We start from the raw sequence: 21,202 nt of genomic DNA on the forward strand, positions 1-21,202 counted from the left end.
GCTATGTAGTAATTAACTGTTGAAATTGTCTTGTTTTCCCAAGTGACATTAGGAAACAAAGGGTTGGTGTAACGTTCTGACCGAGACGGTCAATCATTCTATGCCACCCCAGATAACTTGCAAGATAGCGTGTTGCCACACCATGGAACTTCGCCATCCATTGTCTGAGTCGGCTGCCATAAGCATTAACATTCTGAATGTGGTAAACATCGTTGATAACTCGTTGACCTGCAGCAATGTTGACTGGACGATGAACAATTCTTGCATTCCTGGTGATCTGTCTGTAGGCGGGCATTCCATCTGTGCAGAGAATGACATCTTTGCTTAACAAAGGGATAAGCACTGTTCCGATTTGCTCTGCGCTTGTGTCATGCAGTATACGGTCATCAGTTTCACCATAACGATCGCGCACCACTAGCACAGGTATCTGTTCTTTTGATGTGCCGCGCTTGGCAGCTTTGCCGCCTCGTTTGCGTGCGGCTCTCGGTAAATGATGTTGTCCCTTAAAAGATTCCAGAAAATACATTTCGTCAGCTTCAACAATGCCATTCATTTTGGGAGATTGATGGAGTGCAGGCGTTCGCAAAAAACGGTGACGCCATTTAAAGCTCGTGTTCGTGGTTACTCCGCAGCTGACCGCTGCTTTACGTACACTTACCCTTGAACCATCGCTTGCTCATAATCAAACCATTTGTCTTTGTGGCGTAATCGGGCCAATGCCGTGCCTGTCAGGGCATTAAATGTGTGATTGCAGTGGCGGCATCGGTAGCGTTGTAACTCACTGGCTTTACCCCACCGATACAGCTTTGTTTCCTGACAATAGGGACAAATTCGTTCTTCATTCTGCCCTTGCTCAATCAATTCTATGATCGTATCAGCACCGGCTTTTCTTTCTAATCTTTCTCGAAGCTTGTCTCGCTGACCGCGGCTCATCCTCTCAATCGATTTTATCCAATCTTTGAATTCAGCTGCTTTCATGATGCATAACCCCTCTTTTACATTCCGATGCATATTTGACTAGCAATTCAACAATTAATTGCTACAGAGCCTAATTTAAGCCCGATTGCCCTGACGCCACTAGCAGGCCATTGAAAAATGTTTTCGAGGCAGCCGATGCAAGGCAAAAACAGGCGAAAAAGCGCAGTTTATGCGTGATAAATGAGCATTTTGAGCTTGTTTTTAACACCGCAGCGGCAACGCAGATAGTTTTTCAATGGCCTGCTAGGGATTACCTGATGAAATTATAAAACAACAAGTAATATTTTTGGCTATGTCATCGTTAGTTAGTGGTAATGATGTAACCCAATGAATTTGGAGCAAAATATCAATTATTGTTTTTTTGGCGAATGACTTGTTTATAAATAATAATTTGTGTTTTTTCTCAGCGACCAACAATTAACGATGACATAGCCATATTTTTTGTAAGCGCCTGATTGAAGTTAGGAAAGCTATATCCAGTTCACATTCTCATTGGTCCTACAAAGTACTGTTGTATGGCAACATAAATCCAGCAAAAGGACCATAAAAAAACACCCCACTAAACAAATAGCGAGGTGCCAAGGCTACGTTACGCATACATACTCTTCTGGCTGCGAACGGAACTAAAAAGCGACGATGGAAGCTAGAAAAATTCTAGTTTTGTGTAATTCAGGCTGCTGTTAACACATCACTCTTTATTTTTTTGTATTCAGTATTTAAATATTTTTAGAACCCAATACCAACATAACCGCCAGCAGTCATACCACTCATATTGACGCCATCCGTCTTATTCACTAATTGATAACGGCCATCAATTCCGATAAAAAAGTCTTTATAAATGTTGTAATCGACACCCGCACCAAATTGAATGCCTGGCGCTAAATACGTAATGGATTCAGAAGTTGGGCTCATAACGTGAATTGCTAAACCCGCAGGAATAATCCAAGGCCTAATTTTAGAACCTTCAAAAAATTTGATCTTAGGTGACGCTGTTAGCGTAAATTGACTGACTGTTACATTAAGCGGATTCTGTGGCGCGCCCACTAACATAGTAGGCGCATTAGCTAGTGCATTGCCCTGAACACTGTTGCCGAATTGCTTGTACTCAAACATCAGTTCCGCAAAGACAGTCGTTTTTGGCATAAGCCCCCACATATCCCTAGTCAGACCCCAATCAATGCCTGCACCCACATACCACCCATCTTTACCGGCTTGATCCTGGGCTCCAACAGGCGCAACAACACTTTGTATACTTGAGCCGTTGCGCTGATTCATCGCGTGTGTAAAACCACCGCGGAAGTGCAGCAAACGAGTTTTTTCTGTTATATCTGAACCGATGCGTTGCGTTAATGGATCTACCCGTTCTACCAGCGCTGCTTTCCTCTCTTCAAGACTATTTATTTTCTGTTCTGCCTGGGTAGCAGTTTGTTCTATACTTTTAACCTTTTGCGCAGCCTGAGCGGATTCAGATTTCATTCTTTGCAATTCAACTTGAATGGCTTGTAAACTTTGTTCTAGTTGCTTAATACGCTCAGCAGCTGCATCATGCGCTAATGCATGCGGTGCTGCCATCACAGCAGCCAGAAAAAATGTACCCGCAGTAATACGCGAAGTCAGCTGCACTTTGTCAAAAAGATTTTTCACTTAAGTCTCCTTTATGTACTTTATGTACTCTATTTATTCTATTTATGGATTTGTAATCGGAAGCCGATGGTAAATAAACGCTAAAATAGCAACTTTGATCTATATCAAATTAATATCAATCAGTATCTATTACTTGAAAATTCCATGATCTCCGGCATTAAATCCCGCGCATCGTTTCCACCAGTGGAAAACGCCCTTAGTGAACCCAACGGATTATTGGCCGTTGGCGGAGATCTTTCGCCCCAGCGTTTGCTTGAGGCCTATAGCAGAGGCATCTTCCCCTGGTTTAATGAAGACGACCCAATACTTTGGTGGAGCCCGGATCCGCGAATGGTGTTGTTTCCCAATGAATTAAAGATTTCTCGTTCTTTACGCAAGACACTTAAAAAAGACCACTATCAGATTCATACCGATTCTAGCTTTGCTCAGGTTATGCACGCCTGCGCTGCCCCGCGCAAAGGGCAAGCAGGGACATGGATCCATCCGCAAATGGTTTCTGCTTATACAACACTGCACGAAAAGGGACTGGCGCATTCTGTCGAGACCTGGATGGATGGCGTACTGGTTGGCGGGCTTTACGGCGTATCGTTAGGTAAGATATTTTTTGGCGAATCGATGTTTTCGCTTGTTCCGGATGCATCGAAAATTGCCTTGGTCCATCTGGTAAAGCAATTACAATGCTGGGAGTACGGCTTGATTGATTGTCAGGTTAAGACCAGTCATCTGGCATCTTTGGGTGCACGAGAAATTTCAAGAGTGGAATTCGGTCAAAAACTTAATACATTGATAATAGGGTCCCAACCCGGAAGCAAATGGAACTTTGATCGTGTTTTGATCGAATAGTGAGTGATATCCGTGCTTAAATTTCATACCACCAATCCTTATTCCTGTAGTTATTTACCCGGCAAACTCGCATGCTCTGAGGTTGCCACACCAGAGCACCTGATTGATAACCAGACTTATGGAAAATTGATACAAGCTGGTTTCCGCCGGAGCGGCCTTTATACGTATCGTCCCAGCTGTGCGCATTGCCACGCGTGCCTATCTGTACGCGTTAATGTTAACAACTTTTCCCCCAACCGCACTCAGCGCCGCACTTGGAAACAGCATCAACATTTGACTGCCATACAAAACGCGCTGCACTACAAACCGTCGCATTATGCGCTTTATCAACGGTATCAGATAAAACGCCATGCGGGCGGAGGGATGGATCATGATTGCCGTGAGCAATATCATAATTTTTTATTACAAAGCCATGTAAATTCCAAGCTAATTGAGTTCCATGAAGGCGATCAGTTGCGCATGATCAGCATTGTCGATGTACTGCCTGACGGGCTTTCATCGGTTTATACTTTCTTTGATCCGGATAAGATCCATGCGAGTTTTGGTACCTATAACATCTTATGGCAGATAGAACAATGCCGGAAGCTTGGTTTGACTTATCTGTACCTGGGTTATTGGATCAAAGAAAATCGAAAGATGCGCTATAAAGCTAATTTCCAACCGCTGGAAGTCTTGACGAACGGCCAGTGGCAATTGCTGGACAACAGCAGTTTTTCGTGAAAATTTCTCAAACCGGCATTCGTTCAGGATAAAATTCCGTATGCTCTACACACTCCTTCGCCCGCTGCTTTTTAAACTTGATCCTGAGTCCGCTCATCGCATTACTTTCAGCGCCATCGAACAAGCCAGAAAGCTTGGGCTGCTGAAAAGCACAGCTATTGTCTGTCAGCCGCGTAACGTCATGGGATTGGATTTTCCCAATCCCGTCGGACTTGCCGCGGGATTGGATAAGAATGGTGAATATTTGGATGCGCTTGCTGCGCTGGGATTTGGCTTTCTTGAAATCGGCACAGTGACACCACGACCCCAACCGGGTAATCCGGCCCCGAGAATTTTCCGGGTTCCCGAAGCCAATGCTGTGATCAATCGGTTGGGTTTTAATAATCATGGCGTAGATCGGTTGATAGAAAACATCAAACGCTCGGATTATCAAGGCATATTGGGCATTAACATCGGCAAGAATTTCGATACTCCGCTTGAGCAGGCAGTCGATGATTACCGGATCGGTCTACAAAAAGTATATCGCTATGCCAGTTATGTCACCGTCAATATTTCATCGCCGAACACACAGAATTTGCGGCAATTACAAGCTGCCGATGCGCTGGATCATTTGTTAAGCAAACTAAAATCCGAGCAAATAAAACTCGCACAAATCCATGGGAAATACGTGCCGATGGTGGTAAAAATTGCACCTGATCTTGAGGCGGCGCAAATTGAATCGATCGCTGCGCTACTGATGAAGCATCAAATAGATGGTGTGATCGCAACCAATACGACGATTTCACGGACTGGCATTGAGCACCTGCCGGTAGCGCAAGAAAGCGGCGGGTTGAGCGGCGCTCCACTCACGCAACGCGCCACTGCGGTTATTCATCAACTGCATTGCTTCCTGCAAAGCGCCATCCCGATTATCGGCGTCGGCGGCATTATGTCGGCAGACGCTGCACAAGACAAACTGAAAGCCGGCGCAAGCCTGATACAACTGTATACCGGTCTGATTTATCATGGTCCTGATTTGGTCAAAGAAATAGCACAGTCTGTTTGCGCTGATAAAGCTAAACAGAGTGATTCATTAGCGTAAGAATGAATCAGCAACTCATAGAAAAAATTGATGCCATTTTGCCGCAAACTCAATGCGGAAAATGCGGTTTCCCAGGATGTAAACCCTATGCAGAAGCGATTGTAGCAGGCCGCGCCGATATCAATCAATGTCCACCCGGAGATCAGGAAGGGATTCAAAAATTGGCGGAGATATTGGGTGTACCCCCCAAGCCGCTGAACACCTCTCATGGGTTACCCAAACCCAAAGCGATCGCCTGGATTGATGAACGTATTTGTATCGGCTGTACGTTTTGTATCCAATCTTGTCCGGTCGATGCAATCGTCGGTGCCGCCAAACAAATGCACACAGTGATCGCTGCAGAATGTACCGGGTGCGAATTATGTATTGCCCCCTGCCCGATGGATTGCATCAGTCTGATTCCGGTAACTGGAAAAGGGGATGACGAATTCAGTTTGTCAGCCGATGCAATTAAACAGCAGGCTGCGGATGCTGCACGTTTACGCTATCAATTCAGGTTGCAAAGACTGGCGCGAGAAAAGCAAGCAAATAAAAAACCACTCAAACACAAAATAGCCGAGCAGGCTGAAATCATCAGCGTATCAGCAGAAGCACGCAAACAGGCAATTGTTCAAGCTGCAATGAAGCGGGCAAAAGCCGCGCGATCCCAGACAATTACAAACAATTTGACGAATAAAACCGTATGAACTCAGCTAAGCGCCACGAAATTTTTGCTTGCCTGAAATCAGCAAATCCGCATCCGACTACCGAACTGGAGTACCGCTCACCTTTTGAGCTGCTGATCGCTGTCATTCTTTCGGCACAAGCCACCGATAAAAGCGTTAATCTGGCAACACGAAAATTATTCCCCCAGGCCAACACGCCGGAAAAAATTCTTGCCTTGGGCGAAGCAAGTTTGACAGAATTTATTAAAAGCATCGGATTATATAAAACTAAGGCAAAAAATATTCTGGCAACTTGCCAGTTACTCATGCAGCATCATCGTAGCGAAGTGCCTCGCACGCGCGAGCAACTGGAGAAATTACCTGGTGTCGGGCGTAAAACTGCAAATGTGATCTTGAATACCGCTTTTGGTGAACCAACCATCGCTGTGGATACTCATATTTTCCGGGTTGCTAATCGCACGGGTATTGCACCCGGAAAGAATGTGCTGGAGGTAGAATTAAAACTACTTAAAGTAGTGCCCAAAGAATTCCGTCTGGACGCACACCACTGGCTGATTCTTCACGGCCGGTACGTCTGTAAAGCCAGAAGACCGGAATGTGCTGTATGTACAATTAATCATCTATGCGAATTTAAAGACAAGAAGATTTAACCCCGATCCTACTATGTTCAAACCATCCAGAGAACAGGCGCGCCAATTATTTTTTGATACATGGCGCAAATACCGCCAGCGCGAAATCTTATCCGGTATTGAAACGATTGCATTGGAGGTAATACTGCTGCACCCGGAGTACCATGGCATCCTGGATAATGCCGACAGGTATTTGGATCAGGATTATTTACCCGAAATGGGGGATACCAATCCATTCCTGCATATGAGCATGCACTTGGCGATCAAAGAGCAATTGTCGATTAATCAGCCAATTGGGATTTGTGAGCGATTTGCACGCTTGCAAAGAAATACGGGAAGTGAGCATGCCGCCACACACCAAGTAATGGAGTGTTTAGCAGAAATGATATGGCAAGCGCAACGTAATGAATCCGCGCCTGATGCCGCCATCTATTTTGATTGTTTAGACAAACAATTAAGTTCAACAAACTAATGAAAGGCGGGATAAAACCAACTCTTAGTGGTGTTTATCCCGCTCTTAAATCTGGTACAAATAAATTGTTCTTTTTATTTGTTTGAATTCAGGCTACCGGATTGGCTTGAATAATAAAAAGCCAGATTCTCAATATCCGCTGCGCTCAAACTAGCTGCCATTCCAGCCATAATTGGATCTTTCCGGCTGCCGGATTTGTAATCTTGCAATGCTTTTGCCAAGTAAGTTCTATACTGTCCACCGATTTTGGGGAAATTTGGAGCAGGGCTATTACCATCTGCACCATGACATGAAGCACAAACTTCAGCTGCTTTACTTTTACCTGCTTCAATATCAGCAGCCACTACTTGACTGGAGAGTATCAAGGCTGCACCGCTTAGTGCGGCAATTACATAGTTCTTCATAATTCGTTCCTTGCGTTAATGACTTAATTAATTTTTAGAATAATAAGCAGCAAAATCTTCAATATCTTGTTGAGATAGCGTTTTAGCCAAACCTGTCATCGTAGGATGGCTGCGTGTGCCATTCTTGTAACCTTCTAACGCTTTAACGATATAATCTGCGTGTTGTCCACCAAGTTTTGGAACATGATAAGCGGTTGGAAAAGCTGTTTTATAGCCCGGAATCCCATGACAGCCTTCACACATTGATAACTTTTCTTTTGCAGCTGTTGCGTCTCCAGCCGATTGCGCTACCCCAGAAAATGCTAAAAGCATACCCAAGGCGAGTAATAAATTCATAACTGATTTTTGTTTCATATAAGCCTCCCTCTCTCAAAAGTTGAACTTTAAACGATGTGTTTGATTTGGTCAATGAATAGTGTAAGCATGTCCATGTTGTTTATAAGGAAATGCTGTCATAAGTGCTACGTTTTTGCGGCAGATTTTGATTCTAATTCTTCCCATCTTGCAATGCAGTCTATCAGTTCTTTTTCAATCGTGGCAAAGCGTGCTTGCAGTGCTGTTGCTTCGTCCGGATGGTCACGATAAATAATTGGTTCATTCAAACGCAAGGTAATCTTTGCTTGTTCTTGTTCCAAGCTATCAATTTTACCAGGTAATGCTTCAAGCTCACGCATTTCCTGATAACTAAGTTTTTTAGCGCGCGAAAACCCGGATGATTTAGGAATACTGGCTGGCGTAGTCTCTGATTGCTTCGATAATATTTTCTGCTGACCGATATTATCTTCAAATTGTTTTGCACGTATCCAATCTTCATAACCGCCAATATATTCACACAATTTTCCATTTCCTTCAAATGCAATTACTTGTGTGACGACATTATCAAGAAATTCACGATCATGACTGACCAGAAATAACGTGCCGGTATAGTCTTGCAGCAAGGCTTCCAGTAGCTCGAGGGTTTCAATATCCAGATCATTTGTCGGCTCATCCAATACGAGAACATTGGCAGGGCGCGTAAATAAGCGGGCCAGCAACAGTCGATTACGCTCGCCACCCGAAAGCGATTTGACTGGAGAGCGAGCACGCTGTGGCGCGAACAGGAAATCTTCCAAATAGCTGATGACATGTTTGCGTTTACCGTTAATCTCCACAAACTCGGAGCCCTGGCTGATGGTATCCGTCAGAATCATTTCTTCATCCAACTGTTCACGCATCTGGTCAAAATAGGCGACCGCTAGCTTGGTCCCCCGTTGAATTTCACCGGAGTCCGGCTGTAGTTCACCGAGAATTAATTTTAATAATGTAGATTTTCCAGCGCCATTGGGCCCTAATAGTCCTACGCGATCACCCCGCATAATGCGGCAGGAAAAATCATTGATAATAATTTTATCGCCGTAACTTATACTCACATGCTCCAGTTCGGCGACCAATTTACCTGAGCGTTCGCCCACATCCACATTGATATTGGCTTTACCAATCTTTTCCCGTCTAGCCGCGCGTTCCAAACGTAATGCTTCTAAATTTCGTACCCGGCCTTCATTGCGCGTGCGCCGCGCTTGAATTCCTTTACGTATCCAAACTTCTTCCTGTGCCAAAACCTTATCAAATTTCTGGTTATGGACGGCTTCAATTTCCAGTATTTCTGCTTTTTTTATCTGATAATCAGTAAATTTTCCGGCAAAAGTCGCCAGTTTTCCGCGATCCAGCTCGATAATTCTTGTCGCCACATTATCCAGAAAACGCCGATCATGCGTAATAAACAAGACACTGCCAGAGAAACCCTGCAGCAGTCCTTCTAACCATTCGATCGAAGTGAAATCAAGATGGTTGGTCGGCTCATCCAGTAATAAAACATCCGGGGATATCACCAAAGCACGCGCCAGCGCCACCCGCTTTTTTAAACCACCCGAAAGGTGCGCAATTAGGGTATCGGTAGGCAGGTTGAGCTTGTCAATCACGGTTTCTATTTTTGCTTGCAAGTTCCACCCATCCTGAACTTCCAATGCGCCTTGCAAATCTTGTAATCGAATCAATAACGCTTCCGTGTCTTCTGTATCGTCACTTAGTGCATGAGAGACCGCATGATAATCCAGCAATACCTGACTGATTTTGCCCAAACCGTTTGCAACTTCTTGATACACCGTATTGTCAGGATTCAGCACGGGTTCTTGTGATACAAAAGCCAGCTTTAAATTGGGCGCACACCAAAGTCTGCCGTCATCCAGTTTGATTTCACCTGACAAGGCGCGCAACAAACTCGATTTTCCCCCGCCATTTCTACCGATCAGACCCACACGCTCGCCTGGATCAAGTTGCAAATCTGCGTGATCAAGCAAGGCATGATGGCCAAAAGCCAAGCAGGCGTTTTCCAGTGTAATAAGAGGCATCAGGGAAGTTTAATTAGGCGTTACTGGTTAATTAGGATTTATGGGGTCTTCAAGAAAACAGGAAGTACGCTTCAAAAAATTCAAAGTTCTAAACAAAACGAGGCACGAGCAACAAAGGGTTGTGACGAAACTTGGATTTTTAGAAGTGACCGGCAGACATTCTGTCATGCTTTGCCCCGCTTGGCAAAAGCAAGTGGCGATAAAAATGGAGCCCGTAGGCTCCATTTTGTCTGATCATTTTTAAAACAAGTTGAATGCGATAGAGCTCAAATGAATCACTCCGCCACTTTCACATTGATTTTCTTCGGTTGCACAGCTTCCCGTTTCGGTATGATCACTTCTAACACACCATTCTTTGAAGCGGCTGATATCGCATCCGCATTGGCGGTATCCGGCAAACTGAAACGTCTGTAGAAAGAACCATAAGTGCGTTCAACCCGCTTATAACCTTCTTTCTCACTTTTCGCTTCCGATTTCTTTTCACCTCTGATGGTGAGCACACCGTCTTCCATACTGATGTCTATTTCTTCCGGCTTAACACCGGGGATATCGGCATGGATGATAAATTTGTCAGCTTCTTCTTTAATATCAACAGCAGGCGCCCATTCCGCAGTTGCAGTCGAACCTTCAGCACCGCTTCGTTCTAATTCTCTTTGCAGTTGACTGAGCAAACCCCAAGGTTCATAACGTGTAATGGCCATAATAAATTTCTCCTTATCGATTAAAAAGCACATTGTGTATCTACAACAGCAACGCCTCATTCAATCTGCGATCAATAAACCTTTAATGCGGCGTTTTTACAGTTACAAAAAAGTACACTTTCAGTTTATTGATATAAGGATCTTTTGTTCTTTTTCAAGCCGCCTAAAAAAAATTTCCAAACACAACGACTGGTTTTATCACGCATGACGCCGCCGCAATCCAAAAATAATCGCGGCAGGCACCAGTAGCAGTGAAACAACCCAGAGCCAATGACGTTTAAACCATTCCGATGGATTTGCCTGGACAGAAAAACTCGCTTCAGCAAGATCCAGAATTTTGGTGCTCTGCTGGCCATTATTTTGCGTTAAGAGATGCAACTGGAATTTTAAATCATGAGACCCCGATGATTCCGGTGTGACACGCCAGCGCCAGTTGGCAGTACCGCGATAAACGGAGAGTTGTTCTTGCGGCCCCTGCTTATCAATCTCAAAATCCTCACCGGCAATTTCAGCTTTCATGTCGGGCGACACCACACCAACAATCCCTTGGATTTCGGTGCCTTCGGCTGACATTGAAACAATCTCATTCAAAAGCCTAGCAAACTGTTTCGTTTCCAGATTTAAAGTCACATCAAAAGGCTCATACTGTTTAACCGCTGCCGGAATCGCGATCGCCGCACTATCAATCGGTATTTTCATCATCAGCGTATTAATAAACTGCTTTTTAGCCGAAAACATATGCATAAAAGAATTGACCGAAAAGGGTACGACTAATAAAACCAGCAATAACGCGGCCGGCATGATCAGATTAAAATTCAAACCGGATTCAGGTTCAGAATTGCGCATGATTTCTCCAACTGTTTATTCATTCATAGTGGCAAATCATATCATTCTTGAAAAAAAATTGAGCGAATCAGGAATATGGAATGAGTATATGCATGCGGAAAGTAGCCTATAACAATCGCTTATTTTACTTTTTACCGCCTAATGTAAAATATGAGCGATCTTTTGTTAGTTTGATTGGGCTTCGACTCAGTCGACGCAATGATATTGCGCCCTACCTTACTCTTTGAACACAATGTTAAGTTCATTTTTTAAATAGATTCTTAAATTTTTTCTCGATTTCACCTTTCGCATATTCAGCGACCAGTTCCTTTCCCTCATCTATAGCTACCGAAATCAGCGAATCATAATCATTAAGTTCCTGACAACTCTGGCATGGAATCAAATCGCCAGAGACCCAGTCCTTTTCCGTGTCTCCTTCCAACACTTCACCACAGAACAAACATTTTAATGTCACTGTAAATTTCTTATCCTCCACAGCTTCAATCCTCAAATAGTTTTAGCGCTAATGCTGCTAAGGCTACCAAAAAACCAAGGACCATAATTAATCCTTTGTGATCTTCAATATAGTCTGAAGTTTTTTTAAAAAAAGACCGAGATTCCCTCAAAGCCTCAACTTTCCGCCTTGAACGAGCGGCTCCGAGCCCTTTTTGAGTTATACGCAAACTTCCATATCCGCCACTTATTTCAACTCGCTCAAGCCACTCATTAGCTAGACATTTATCTGCAGCTCTTTTTAATTCATCCAAGGTATAAGCTGATTTGTTTTCGGCATTGACCTTCTCTACGAGTTCCTCATCAATAGAAACCCAAACCGTTTTGTGAGTTAGTCCTTTAGACTCCATAAAATCGATCACGTGATTTAGAATTTTGAACTCTGGGGTTACATTTGACATTCTTTCTTCCTTATTCCACTATTCCATTGCCATATGATATAGCACCCCGGAAAATTCAAGGCATAAAGACCTTACCGTCTTTTCATTTAAACATAACACAGAATAAAGTAATACGGGATAAGGATTTCGACTGCAAGGCTTGTCCCAGCTTGTGCTAACGTGCATCAACCATAGTCTTTGAGCTCTTTACGCGCCATCTGATAATTGGGATAAATACTCTCCACCCGTCTCCAAAATCTCACCGAGTGATTCATTTCAACCAGATGTGACAGCTCATGCGCCACGACATAATCCACCAGATGCAGCGGCATTTGGATCAAACGCCAGTTCAGGTGAATGATGCCGCGACTGTTGCAACTGCCCCAGCGGGTTTTGGCCCGCGACAGGCGGAATGGGGGTACGGGTAGATTAAGTGCCTGGGCGTAGATTGCGATGCGCTGCTTGAAGCAGGTGACAGCTTGCTGGCCATACCAGGCCATCACGAATTTTTCGATTTGACTGGGATTGAGTTGCGCCGTGAATTGCTCCACCAATGACGCATCCGCCGCTGTATTGGCGGATTGACAGGCCATTTGTATTTCACCCGATGGTTTCAGCGCGATGCGCCACAATTCACCCAGTAACGGGTACGAGGCATCGTGCGCCCAGGTTAATGCGAGATGTTTTTTGCTTTCCCAATGTTTCAGCTTTTTCGTTATCCAATCCGCTTTTTCCTGCAGGATATTTTCAACATTGGGAATCGAGGTTTGTAATGGAACGCTGATACTCAAGCCATGACTATCAATTCTTAAACCAATGGATTTGCGCTTACAACGCTTGAGTGTGTAAGTAATTTCCCGGCCATTGAGAATGGTTTGCGCGAACACTTTTATGGGTTTTTCTGGTTCTGCTGGCTCTGCTTGCTGATACGCAGCATTTCGTCCTCAATCCAAGCTTCCACTTTGGCATTCAATTCTCCGGCTTCCATTCCGGTGGGGTCGATCGGTTCGCCGATACTGACGGTGATCGTGCCGGGGTGTTTGACGAAAGAATTTCTCCCCCACAACTCACCGGCATTGTGCGCGACCGGCACTACCGGCACATTGGTGTGCGTCGCCAGCCATGCGCCGCCGATGCGGTACTTGCCGCGTTGCCCCGGCGGGATACGTGTGCCTTCCGGAAATATCACAATCCAGAATCCTTGGCTTAGCCGGTCTTTGCCTTGTTCAACGATTTGTTCCAAGGCCTTTTTCTTGGCACTGCGGTCGATCGCGATGGGGCTGGTCATCGCCAATCCCCAGCCAAAAAACGGAATGCGCAGTAATTCTTTTTTCAGTACCCACACTTGCGGCGGAAAAATTTTCTGGAAAGCCAGCGTTTCCCAGGCCGATTGGTGCTTCGAAATCACGATGCTCGGCGTTTTCGGAATATTCTCCGCGCCGATGATTTGATAACGAATGCCACACAGGTAACGCAGCAGAAACAGCATGATCATTGTCCAACTGGAAGTCACGCGATAGCGGTTATGCGGTGACAACGGGAAACAGGCTAGTGTAAATAATGCATACGGCGGCGTAATAATGATTTGCAGCAACATGTACAGTGCTGAACGTAAAACTGCCACTGTCATTCCTCTCCAGCCAGCGCGTCGGCCACGGCGGCCAGATTCTCAAAAATCTGCGTCCCGGCGGGAATTTCCTTCGCCGTGCGCGTTGTTTGTCCATTGCCGGTCAGCACCAGCATCGGTATGGCACCGACTGTGGCGGCAGCCTGAAGATCCTTTAATGAATCACCGACTGCAGGCGCATTCTTTAAATTAACTCCATAGCGCTGCATGATTTCATCCAATAAACCGGTTGCCGGTTTGCGGCAGGAACATTTATCCACACTGGTATGCGGGCAAAAAAATATGGCGTCAATACGCCCGCCTGCTTGATTGACCGCTTTGTACATCTTGTCATTAATGGCGTTATAAGTTGCCATGTCGAGCAACCCGCGGCCGATACCTGATTGATTAGTGGCGATGACCACGCGATAGCCGGAATGCGTCAGCCGGGCAATCGCATCCAGGCTGCCGGGGATAGGAATCCATTCCTCCGGTGTTTTGATAAATGCATCACTGCTCTGATTAATCACACCGGTTTGGTCGAGGATGATCAGTTTCATATTAAGAGGCCAGTTTAGAGAGATCCGCTACGCGATTCATGATTTGGTGTAACTGTGCCAGTAAGGCAAGCCGGTTATTGCGCAGGGATTCATCTTCAACGTTCACCATCACATGATCAAAAAAAGTATCGACCGGCGATTTCAGCGCAGCGAGGATTTGCAGCGAAGCGGTGTAATCTCCGGAATCGAAAGCTTCTTTGGTTTTGGAAGAAAGGCTGGTCAATGTCTGATAGAGTGCCTGTTCGGCGGGCTCTTGTAATAAATCGGTATTCACAGCATCGCTGATACCGCCTTCCGATTTCTTAAGGATATTACCCACCCGCTTATTGGCAGCCGCAAGACTGACCGCTTCCGGCAACGCGGCAAAAGCACGCACGGCAGCGAGGCGTTTGGGGATATCACTCAAATTTTGTGGATTCAAACTGAGAACGGCATCGACTTCCTGGGCAGAGTAGCCTTGTTCTCGTAAACTGCCCGCGAGGCGTTCATAAATAAACGCTAGTAATTGCTCACTTAATCCTTCTGGAACAGCACGGATTCTAGTACCTCGCGCCACTGTCTTTTCTCCGACATTCGATTTATAGAAGGATTGCGACCACTGATCTTCAATTACTGGGTCATAGATAATTTTGATGACTTGTTGGATTAACACATTTAGTTTCAGCAACAAGTTTTTCTCAATCAAGATACGAATAACACCCAAGGCATGGCGGCGCAGTGCAAAAGGATCCTTGTCACCAGTCGGAATCTTACCAATTCCAAACATATTCACCAATGTTTCCAGCTTATCCGCCAGTGCCACATAGATACCAACAGAATTACGCGGCAATGCATCACCGGAGAAACGCGGTTTGTAATGATCTTCAATGGCAAACGCGACATCGTCGCTTAAATCTTCGTGTTGCGCATAATAGCGCCCCATAATGCCTTGCAGTTCCGGGAATTCACCGACCATATCGGTCAGCAAGTCGGCTTTTGCTAGCGTGGCGGCTTCATATGCTTGGGCAGCCAGTGTATTGCCGCCCAGTTGTTCGCCGATCATCTTTGCGATAGCGCGGACATAATGCATGCGCTTACCCTGCATACCCAGCTCATTGTGATAAACCACCTTGTCCAGCTCCGGCACGCGCGATGCCAGTGTTTTTTTACGATCCTGATCGAAGAAAAACTGGGCATCGGCCAAGCGCGAATGCACCACGCGTTCATTGCCGCCGATGACCAAACTCGGATCGGTTGGTTGAATATTGGAGACCAGCAGAAACTTGTTGGCCAGTTTTCCCTGTGCATCCAGCAACGGAAAATATTTTTGATTGGCTTTCATGGTCAGGATCAAGCATTCCTGCGGTACTTGCAGAAATTCCGCAGCAAATGTGCCGACCAGGACATTAGGGTGTTCGACCAATGCGGTGACTTCGTCCAATAACGCGTCATCGTCAACCGGGGTAAGATTTTCCCGCGTGGCGGCTACGGCAAGCTGACGCGCGATTTCCGCACGGCGCTCTGCAAAACTGGCAATGACAGTACCTTCGGCGGCCAGTTGTTGCGCATAACTGTCCGCATTGTGCAACACAATGGGATTCACTTTCGCTTCAAAACGATGTCCTTGTGTTTCACGCCCGGCTTGCAGCCCCAGAATATTAATCGGAACAATATCGGCCCCATGCAGTGCAATCAGCACATGTACAGGGCGCACAAAATTAACGCTACTCCAGCCATCCGCTAACTGGTATGTCATCACCTTAGGGATCGGTAATTGACCGATTGCTTCCTCTAATGCTTTTTGCAGCCCCTCGGTTAATGGCGTGCCCTTAACCGTGCTGTCCCAAAATAATGTTTCCGTTTTGCCTTCCATCACGCGCTTCAACTGCGGCACGACCGATGCATCGGCACCCAGGCTCGCCAGTTTTTTCAATAACGGCGGTGTCGCCCGGCCTTGCTCGTCCAATCCAACGGTTGCCGGCATCAGCTTCTGCGCAATCGCTTTATCGGCTGCTTGTGCTGCCACATGGGTAATATGGACCGCCAGTCGCCGCGGCGAAGCATACGCTGTGGCCTGCGCTTCCTTCGACACGAGATCCTGTGCTTTCAAGCTGGCGGTTAATAATTCCGCAAAGCTGTTACCGAGCTGTTTCAGCGATTTGGGCGGTAACTCTTCGACCAATAATTCAACGAGTAGATTTCTGGATGTCATGCTGACTCTGCTGAATTTGGCATTTGCGCAACCCATTCACGCGGCGCCAGCGGGAAAGGTGGATTCAAGTTTTTGCGGCTGTCGTAATAAGCCTTGGCGACCTGCCGTGACAGATTACGGATACGGCCGATATACGCAGCGCGTTCGGTAACTGAAATAGCGCCGCGCGCATCGAGCAGATTGAACGTATGCGCCGCTTTCAGCACTTGCTCGTAGGCGGGTAACACCAACTGCTTTTCGATAAGGTGATTGGCTTGCGCTTCGTGCTTGCCGAACGCCAGAAACAGAAATTCGGTGTCACTGTGTTCAAAGTTATACTTGGATTGCTCGACTTCGTTTTGATGATACACATCGTGATAAGTCAATCCCTTTGTCCATGTCAGATCAAACACGCTTTCCACGCCTTGCAGATACATGGCCAGGCGCTCTAATCCATAGGTAATTTCACCAGTAGCCGGTTTGCAATCAATGCCGCCGACCTGCTGGAAATAGGTAAATTGCGTCACTTCCATGCCATTGAGCCAAACCTCCCAGCCCAGACCCCAAGCGCCCAATGTCGGATTTTCCCAATCATCTTCAACCAGACGTACGTCATTCTGCGTTAAATCAAACCCGAGTTCGCGCAACGAATCCAAATACAAATCCAGAATATTTTTCGGTGCCGGTTTGAGCACTACCTGAAATTGATAATAGTGCTGCAAACGATTGGGGTTGTCGCCATAACGCCCGTCTTTCGGGCGGCGCGCCGGTTGCACATACGCTGCTTTCCATGGCTCGGGGCCTATTGCGCGCAAGAAAGTGGCGGTATGACTTGTTCCTGCGCCGACTTCCATATCGTAAGGCTGCAGAATCGCGCAACCCTGCTTGTCCCAATACCGCTGCAGCGTGAGAATAATTTCCTGGAAAGTAAGTGTTGCCATGAAGAACCTGGTTTAAACCAGCACCAAAATGAAAATTAATCGGATTTTACAGGGTTTTCCGCCTGGCGCGAAAGGCGGATATCAATCCGATGCACAATATCAAGCCGGCAAGTCCAAGCACCGGGTAATTTCCCATGCGCACATAAGGCGTGGCGCCGGTGAAACCTTGAGCCAATCCGTGCAGTGCTGCGGTAGTAAAAATCTCGATGGTTTGCAATACCCTGCCGCGTTCATCGATGATCGCGGTCACCCCGGTATTGGTAGCGCGTAACATATAGCGCCCGGTTTCCAATGCGCGCATTTGGGAAATTTGCAAGTGTTGCTGCGGTCCGATCGAGCGTCCGAACCAGGCATCGTTGCTGACATTCACCAGCATCGTCGCCTGCGGTAACTGATAAATAATTTCTTCGCCAAACACATCTTCGTAACAGATATTAATCGCAACCCGTTGCCCCGCCAGATCCATCGGCTGTTGATCCAAACTGCCACGCGAGAAATCCGATAGCGGGATTTTCAGCACCTCAATAACCCAACCGAATATCGGTTTTAACGGAATAAATTCACCAAAAGGAACCAGGTGGTGTTTGCGATAACGCTGCTCCGGCGCAGAGCCGTAGCTGAACATCGTATTATAATAATCATCGCCGTCATCGGTCGTACGCTCAGCCAAACCAATCAAGACGTCGCCGTTGTTATTTCTGGCATGCGCGGCAAGATGCGATAAATAGGATTGTGGTACGACATCGCTAAAAAGCGGGATGGAAATTTCCGGCGTCACAATCAACCGGCTGTCACTTTCCAAAATCAGTTTAGCGTAAGTCTCCATGGTGTTCTCGAGATGATCATCCCGCCACTTCATATTCTGCGCAATATTGCCTTGCAGTAAGCTAACCGTGACCGGCTCACCGAGCGGTTTAATCCATTCAATAGCCTGCAAACCAAAACCGCCGAACCAAATCAGCATCAAGGGCAACCCATAACGCCAATTTCTAAGCCCTTTATCAATCCAGAAGAACAGTAAGGCAGCGCTAAATACCACAACCATGGAAATGCCATAAACACCGATGATCGGCGCAAAACCAGCCAATGGGCTAAAAGGCGCTTGTGAATAACCCAGCGTCAACCAGGGAAAACCGGTAAACAGATTGCCGCGCAGCCATTCAAACAACATCCACAGCGCCGCAGCGGTCGATGCCCAGACAAACGGTGAAGTACGGCGAAACTTGGTCAAGATCCAAAAACTGAACGCGGGAAATAGCGACAGGTAAGCACAGAGTATAATCAGTGCCGTAACAGCGGCCGACATCGGCATTGCGCCAAAATCGTGCAAGCTGACATAAATCCAAGTTACTCCTGCACAAAATAGCCCCATGCCAAAACAAAATCCAAGTAACGCTGCTTGCAGAGAGGTCCGGCTTTTGTGGCAAAATCCCAACAGCACTGCTAGCGTAATGGCAGGAACAGGGAAAAGATAAAATGGCGCAAAACCGAGTACAGTCAGCATACCCAGTAAAAAAACAATAAGCAGTTTGAGGTAAGGATTCTTCAATTGAGTCAATATTGGATAAAGGATTTGGTAAAAATACGCTGCAGATTAACTGATATTTATCGTGTGCAGTCTAAAACTACTATGAACTTTCATGATTTAATGTTGTTCTCAGCATTTGCCTTATCATAAATTAATCGGTAACCGCTTTGCGCACAATTTTAATCTTACTTTTCGTAGCGGCAGTAAATATTGCTGTATGCTAAATAATTATTTATTCACTTTATTACTGGTATAAAAGTAGAATATGCAAATTATCTTGAATAAAGTTCAGCCAAAAACCAAGAGCTGCTTTAAATGAAGAATGCTATGAGCGCTATGATTTTAGGGTTCCTTCAAGTGCTGCAAAAAGTTGTATGTTTTTATCATATATTTGAAAATCAATCGGATTTCTCATGAAATTTAAAATTCTATGCATGTTATTGCTCTCTGGACTCACTGCCTGCGCGCAGATTCCCAATAAGGAGGAGGTAGAAAAAACAGGAGAATCCGCTGAACAAGAAGATATCAGTCAACTCAATTTACCCAAACAGGAACTGACTGCACCTATTTTGTTTGATTTTTTAGTCGGCGAAACTGCATTACAGCGCGGCAATCTTGATATTGCAGTCAGCCGCTATGTCAAACTGGCAAAGACAACACGCGACCCCAGAATTGCTAAGCGCGCAACCGAAATTGCACTGCACGCCGGAAATCCATTTGCAGCAGAACAAGCTGCTGCAATGTGGGTTGAACTTGAGCCTGATTCGACGGATGCCCGCCAAACCATTGCGGCATTGCTAGTCAACATGGGCAAATTGGATGCAGCACGGCCTCACCTTGAGAAATTACTGGCTTCGGAAAAAGACAGTGTTGGCAATGCCTTTATGCAACTCAATCAACTATTGTCACGAAATACGGATAAAGCAGCAACATTACAGTTAATACAACGGCTTTCTCAACCTTATAAAGATGTTCCGGAAGTACATTTTGCAATTTCCCAGGCAGCGTGGTTTGCCAATCAGCACCCCCTCGCTGCGGAAGAAATGCAGCGGGCACTCGCTCTACGTCCCGGATGGGAAATCGCAGCAGTTCATAACGGAAGAATATTACAACGCGCATCAAGCGCTGACGCGAGTGAATTCTATCGAGACTATCTGAATAAGTATCCTGCGGCCAATGAAGTAAGAATTGCTTATGCCCGGTTATTAATCGCCGACAACCATGCTGATCTGGCGCGCGAGCAACTGCAATGGTTATTGGAAAAGAATCCTGAAGATGCTGAGATTACTTTGGCAATCGGATTGTTAGCTACTGAAATGGGTGATTTTGATACCACAGAAAAAAGTTTCAACAAGGCGCTGAGTCTGGGCTATAAAGATACCAATGCCGTGCATTTTTACCTGGGCCAGATTTATGAGGAAACCAAACGCCCCGATATGGCAATGCAATCCTATCGGATGGTAAAAAGCGGCGGCCGCTATTTGCCCGCACAGATACGCTACGCAGACTTACTGGCATTGAAAGGTCATCTGAAAGAAGCCCGCGAACATCTGCAAAAACTTCCGGCGGCTAATGATCAACAAGCTGCACATTTAATATTGGCGGAAGCGCAAATTTTACGAAGATCGAAAGCGCATAAAGAAGTATTTGACCTGCTAAATGATGGTCTTAAGAAGCTGCCTGATTACCCCGAATTGCTCTATGATCGTGCTTTGGCAGCCGACAAGCTTGGCAAATTTAATATTCTTGAGCAGGATTTGCGTAAACTGATAAAACTCAAACCTGACAATGCGCACGCTTACAATGCCCTGGGCTACAGTCTTGCTGAGCGCGGCGCACAATTGCCGGAAGCACTGAAATTAATTAGAAAAGCAGTTGAGCTTTCTCCGGAGGATCCTTATATTATGGATAGTCTGGGTTGGGTATACTATCGCATGGGTAATTTTGTGGAAGGATTGAATTACTTAAATCTGGCTTTCTCAGCCCGCCCGGATCCAGAAATTGCGGCACACCTGGGTGAAGTGCTTTGGGCAAAGGGTGCTAAAGACGATGCCAAAGATATCTGGCGCTATGCCCTAGAAAAAGATCCCGATAACGATATATTGCTTGAGACGCTACAGCGTCTTCTAAAAAAGAAAGCCATTGATTAAATGTT

21 protein-coding genes and 1 pseudogene are annotated in these 21,202 nt (G+C 45.9%); 7 read left to right on the forward strand and 15 right to left on the reverse strand.

Annotated elements, in window-relative coordinates:
• Window position 1: 1 nt before the first annotated feature.
• Together NIT79A3_RS16910 and NIT79A3_RS16915 are read right to left on the reverse strand one after the other, a co-directional pair.
• A pseudogene (locus NIT79A3_RS16910) lies at window positions 2-978 on the reverse strand (IS1595-like element ISNtsp4 family transposase).
• Between the two features lie 726 nt (window positions 979-1,704).
• Window positions 1,705-2,622: a hypothetical protein gene (locus NIT79A3_RS16915; RefSeq protein WP_013967357.1), complete on the reverse strand. Its 918-nt coding sequence runs from the start codon at window positions 2,620-2,622 to the stop codon at window positions 1,705-1,707.
• A gap of 144 nt (window positions 2,623-2,766) precedes the next feature.
• On the opposite strand from NIT79A3_RS16915, the gene aat reads away from it, so the two are divergent.
• From aat to NIT79A3_RS16945, 6 genes are read left to right on the forward strand one after another with little or no spacing between them, the layout of a single operon-like run.
• Window positions 2,767-3,465 carry a leucyl/phenylalanyl-tRNA--protein transferase gene (gene aat, locus NIT79A3_RS16920; protein ID WP_013967358.1) on the forward strand — a complete coding sequence of 233 codons (699 nt, stop codon included), beginning with the start codon at window positions 2,767-2,769 and terminating at the stop codon, window positions 3,463-3,465.
• Between the two features lie 12 nt (window positions 3,466-3,477).
• The gene (locus NIT79A3_RS16925) at window positions 3,478-4,185 is read left to right on the forward strand and encodes an arginyltransferase (protein WP_013967359.1); all 708 of its coding nucleotides are present in this window, start codon (window positions 3,478-3,480) and stop codon (window positions 4,183-4,185) included.
• A gap of 40 nt (window positions 4,186-4,225) precedes the next feature.
• The gene (locus NIT79A3_RS16930; protein ID WP_013967360.1) at window positions 4,226-5,266 is read left to right on the forward strand and encodes a quinone-dependent dihydroorotate dehydrogenase; all 1,041 of its coding nucleotides are present in this window, start codon (window positions 4,226-4,228) and stop codon (window positions 5,264-5,266) included.
• Window positions 5,267-5,268: 2 nt separating this feature from the next.
• A complete protein-coding gene (rsxB, locus tag NIT79A3_RS16935) occupies window positions 5,269-5,952 on the forward strand; it encodes an electron transport complex subunit RsxB (protein WP_013967361.1) in 684 nt (227 codons plus the stop codon).
• On the forward strand, window positions 5,949-6,581 hold the full coding sequence (gene nth, locus NIT79A3_RS16940; protein ID WP_013967362.1) for an endonuclease III: 633 nt from the start codon (window positions 5,949-5,951) through the stop codon (window positions 6,579-6,581). The genes rsxB and nth overlap by 4 nt, the downstream gene beginning before the upstream one ends.
• Before the next feature lie 13 nt (window positions 6,582-6,594).
• Window positions 6,595-7,032, forward strand: coding sequence for a DUF1841 family protein (locus tag NIT79A3_RS16945; protein ID WP_013967363.1), 438 nt, complete (start codon window positions 6,595-6,597; stop codon window positions 7,030-7,032).
• 74 nt (window positions 7,033-7,106) lie between these two features.
• On the opposite strand, the gene NIT79A3_RS16950 is transcribed toward NIT79A3_RS16945, so the two are convergent.
• From NIT79A3_RS16950 to lnt, 13 genes are all read right to left on the reverse strand, one after another.
• Window positions 7,107-7,436: a cytochrome c gene (locus NIT79A3_RS16950; protein ID WP_013967364.1), complete on the reverse strand. Its 330-nt coding sequence runs from the start codon at window positions 7,434-7,436 to the stop codon at window positions 7,107-7,109.
• 27 nt (window positions 7,437-7,463) lie between these two features.
• Complete coding sequence (locus tag NIT79A3_RS16955) at window positions 7,464-7,790, reverse strand: cytochrome c (RefSeq protein WP_013967365.1); 327 nt, start codon at window positions 7,788-7,790, stop codon at window positions 7,464-7,466.
• Between the two features lie 107 nt (window positions 7,791-7,897).
• Window positions 7,898-9,823: an ATP-binding cassette domain-containing protein gene (locus tag NIT79A3_RS16960; protein ID WP_013967366.1), complete on the reverse strand. Its 1,926-nt coding sequence runs from the start codon at window positions 9,821-9,823 to the stop codon at window positions 7,898-7,900.
• A gap of 275 nt (window positions 9,824-10,098) precedes the next feature.
• Window positions 10,099-10,524: an Hsp20/alpha crystallin family protein gene (locus NIT79A3_RS16970; RefSeq protein WP_013967367.1), complete on the reverse strand. Its 426-nt coding sequence runs from the start codon at window positions 10,522-10,524 to the stop codon at window positions 10,099-10,101.
• 198 nt (window positions 10,525-10,722) lie between these two features.
• Window positions 10,723-11,370, reverse strand: coding sequence for a hypothetical protein (locus NIT79A3_RS16975; protein ID WP_013967368.1), 648 nt, complete (start codon window positions 11,368-11,370; stop codon window positions 10,723-10,725).
• A gap of 241 nt (window positions 11,371-11,611) precedes the next feature.
• Window positions 11,612-11,845, reverse strand: coding sequence for a hypothetical protein (locus tag NIT79A3_RS16980; protein WP_013967370.1), 234 nt, complete (start codon window positions 11,843-11,845; stop codon window positions 11,612-11,614).
• A gap of 4 nt (window positions 11,846-11,849) precedes the next feature.
• On the reverse strand, window positions 11,850-12,263 hold the full coding sequence (locus NIT79A3_RS16985) for a hypothetical protein (RefSeq protein WP_013967371.1): 414 nt from the start codon (window positions 12,261-12,263) through the stop codon (window positions 11,850-11,852).
• 164 nt (window positions 12,264-12,427) lie between these two features.
• On the reverse strand, window positions 12,428-13,129 hold the full coding sequence (locus NIT79A3_RS16990) for a SprT family zinc-dependent metalloprotease (RefSeq protein ID WP_013967372.1): 702 nt from the start codon (window positions 13,127-13,129) through the stop codon (window positions 12,428-12,430).
• A 2-nt stretch (window positions 13,130-13,131) separates the two neighbouring features.
• Window positions 13,132-13,872, reverse strand: a complete 741-nt coding sequence (locus NIT79A3_RS16995; protein ID WP_013967373.1) for a lysophospholipid acyltransferase family protein — start codon at window positions 13,870-13,872, stop codon at window positions 13,132-13,134.
• Entirely contained in the window at window positions 13,869-14,408 is a 540-nt protein-coding gene (gene gmhB, locus NIT79A3_RS17000; protein ID WP_013967374.1) for a D-glycero-beta-D-manno-heptose 1,7-bisphosphate 7-phosphatase, read from the reverse strand. The genes NIT79A3_RS16995 and gmhB overlap by 4 nt, the downstream gene beginning before the upstream one ends.
• A 1-nt stretch (window position 14,409) precedes the next feature.
• The gene (gene glyS, locus NIT79A3_RS17005; protein WP_013967375.1) at window positions 14,410-16,599 is read right to left on the reverse strand and encodes a glycine--tRNA ligase subunit beta; all 2,190 of its coding nucleotides are present in this window, start codon (window positions 16,597-16,599) and stop codon (window positions 14,410-14,412) included.
• Window positions 16,596-17,519 (reverse strand): glycine--tRNA ligase subunit alpha, encoded by a 924-nt coding sequence (gene glyQ / locus NIT79A3_RS17010; RefSeq protein WP_013967376.1) that lies wholly within the window; start codon window positions 17,517-17,519, stop codon window positions 16,596-16,598. Before glyQ ends, glyS begins: the two co-directional genes overlap by 4 nt.
• A gap of 46 nt (window positions 17,520-17,565) precedes the next feature.
• Complete coding sequence (lnt, locus tag NIT79A3_RS17015) at window positions 17,566-19,023, reverse strand: apolipoprotein N-acyltransferase (protein WP_049785423.1); 1,458 nt, start codon at window positions 19,021-19,023, stop codon at window positions 17,566-17,568.
• 437 nt (window positions 19,024-19,460) lie between these two features.
• Here lnt and NIT79A3_RS17020 point away from each other — a divergent pair, with 437 nt between their 5' ends.
• On the forward strand, window positions 19,461-21,197 hold the full coding sequence (locus NIT79A3_RS17020; protein ID WP_013967378.1) for a tetratricopeptide repeat protein: 1,737 nt from the start codon (window positions 19,461-19,463) through the stop codon (window positions 21,195-21,197).
• Window positions 21,198-21,202 lie beyond the last annotated feature (5 nt).

Source organism: Nitrosomonas sp. Is79A3 (assembly GCF_000219585.1).
GTDB lineage: Bacteria > Pseudomonadota > Gammaproteobacteria > Burkholderiales > Nitrosomonadaceae > Nitrosomonas.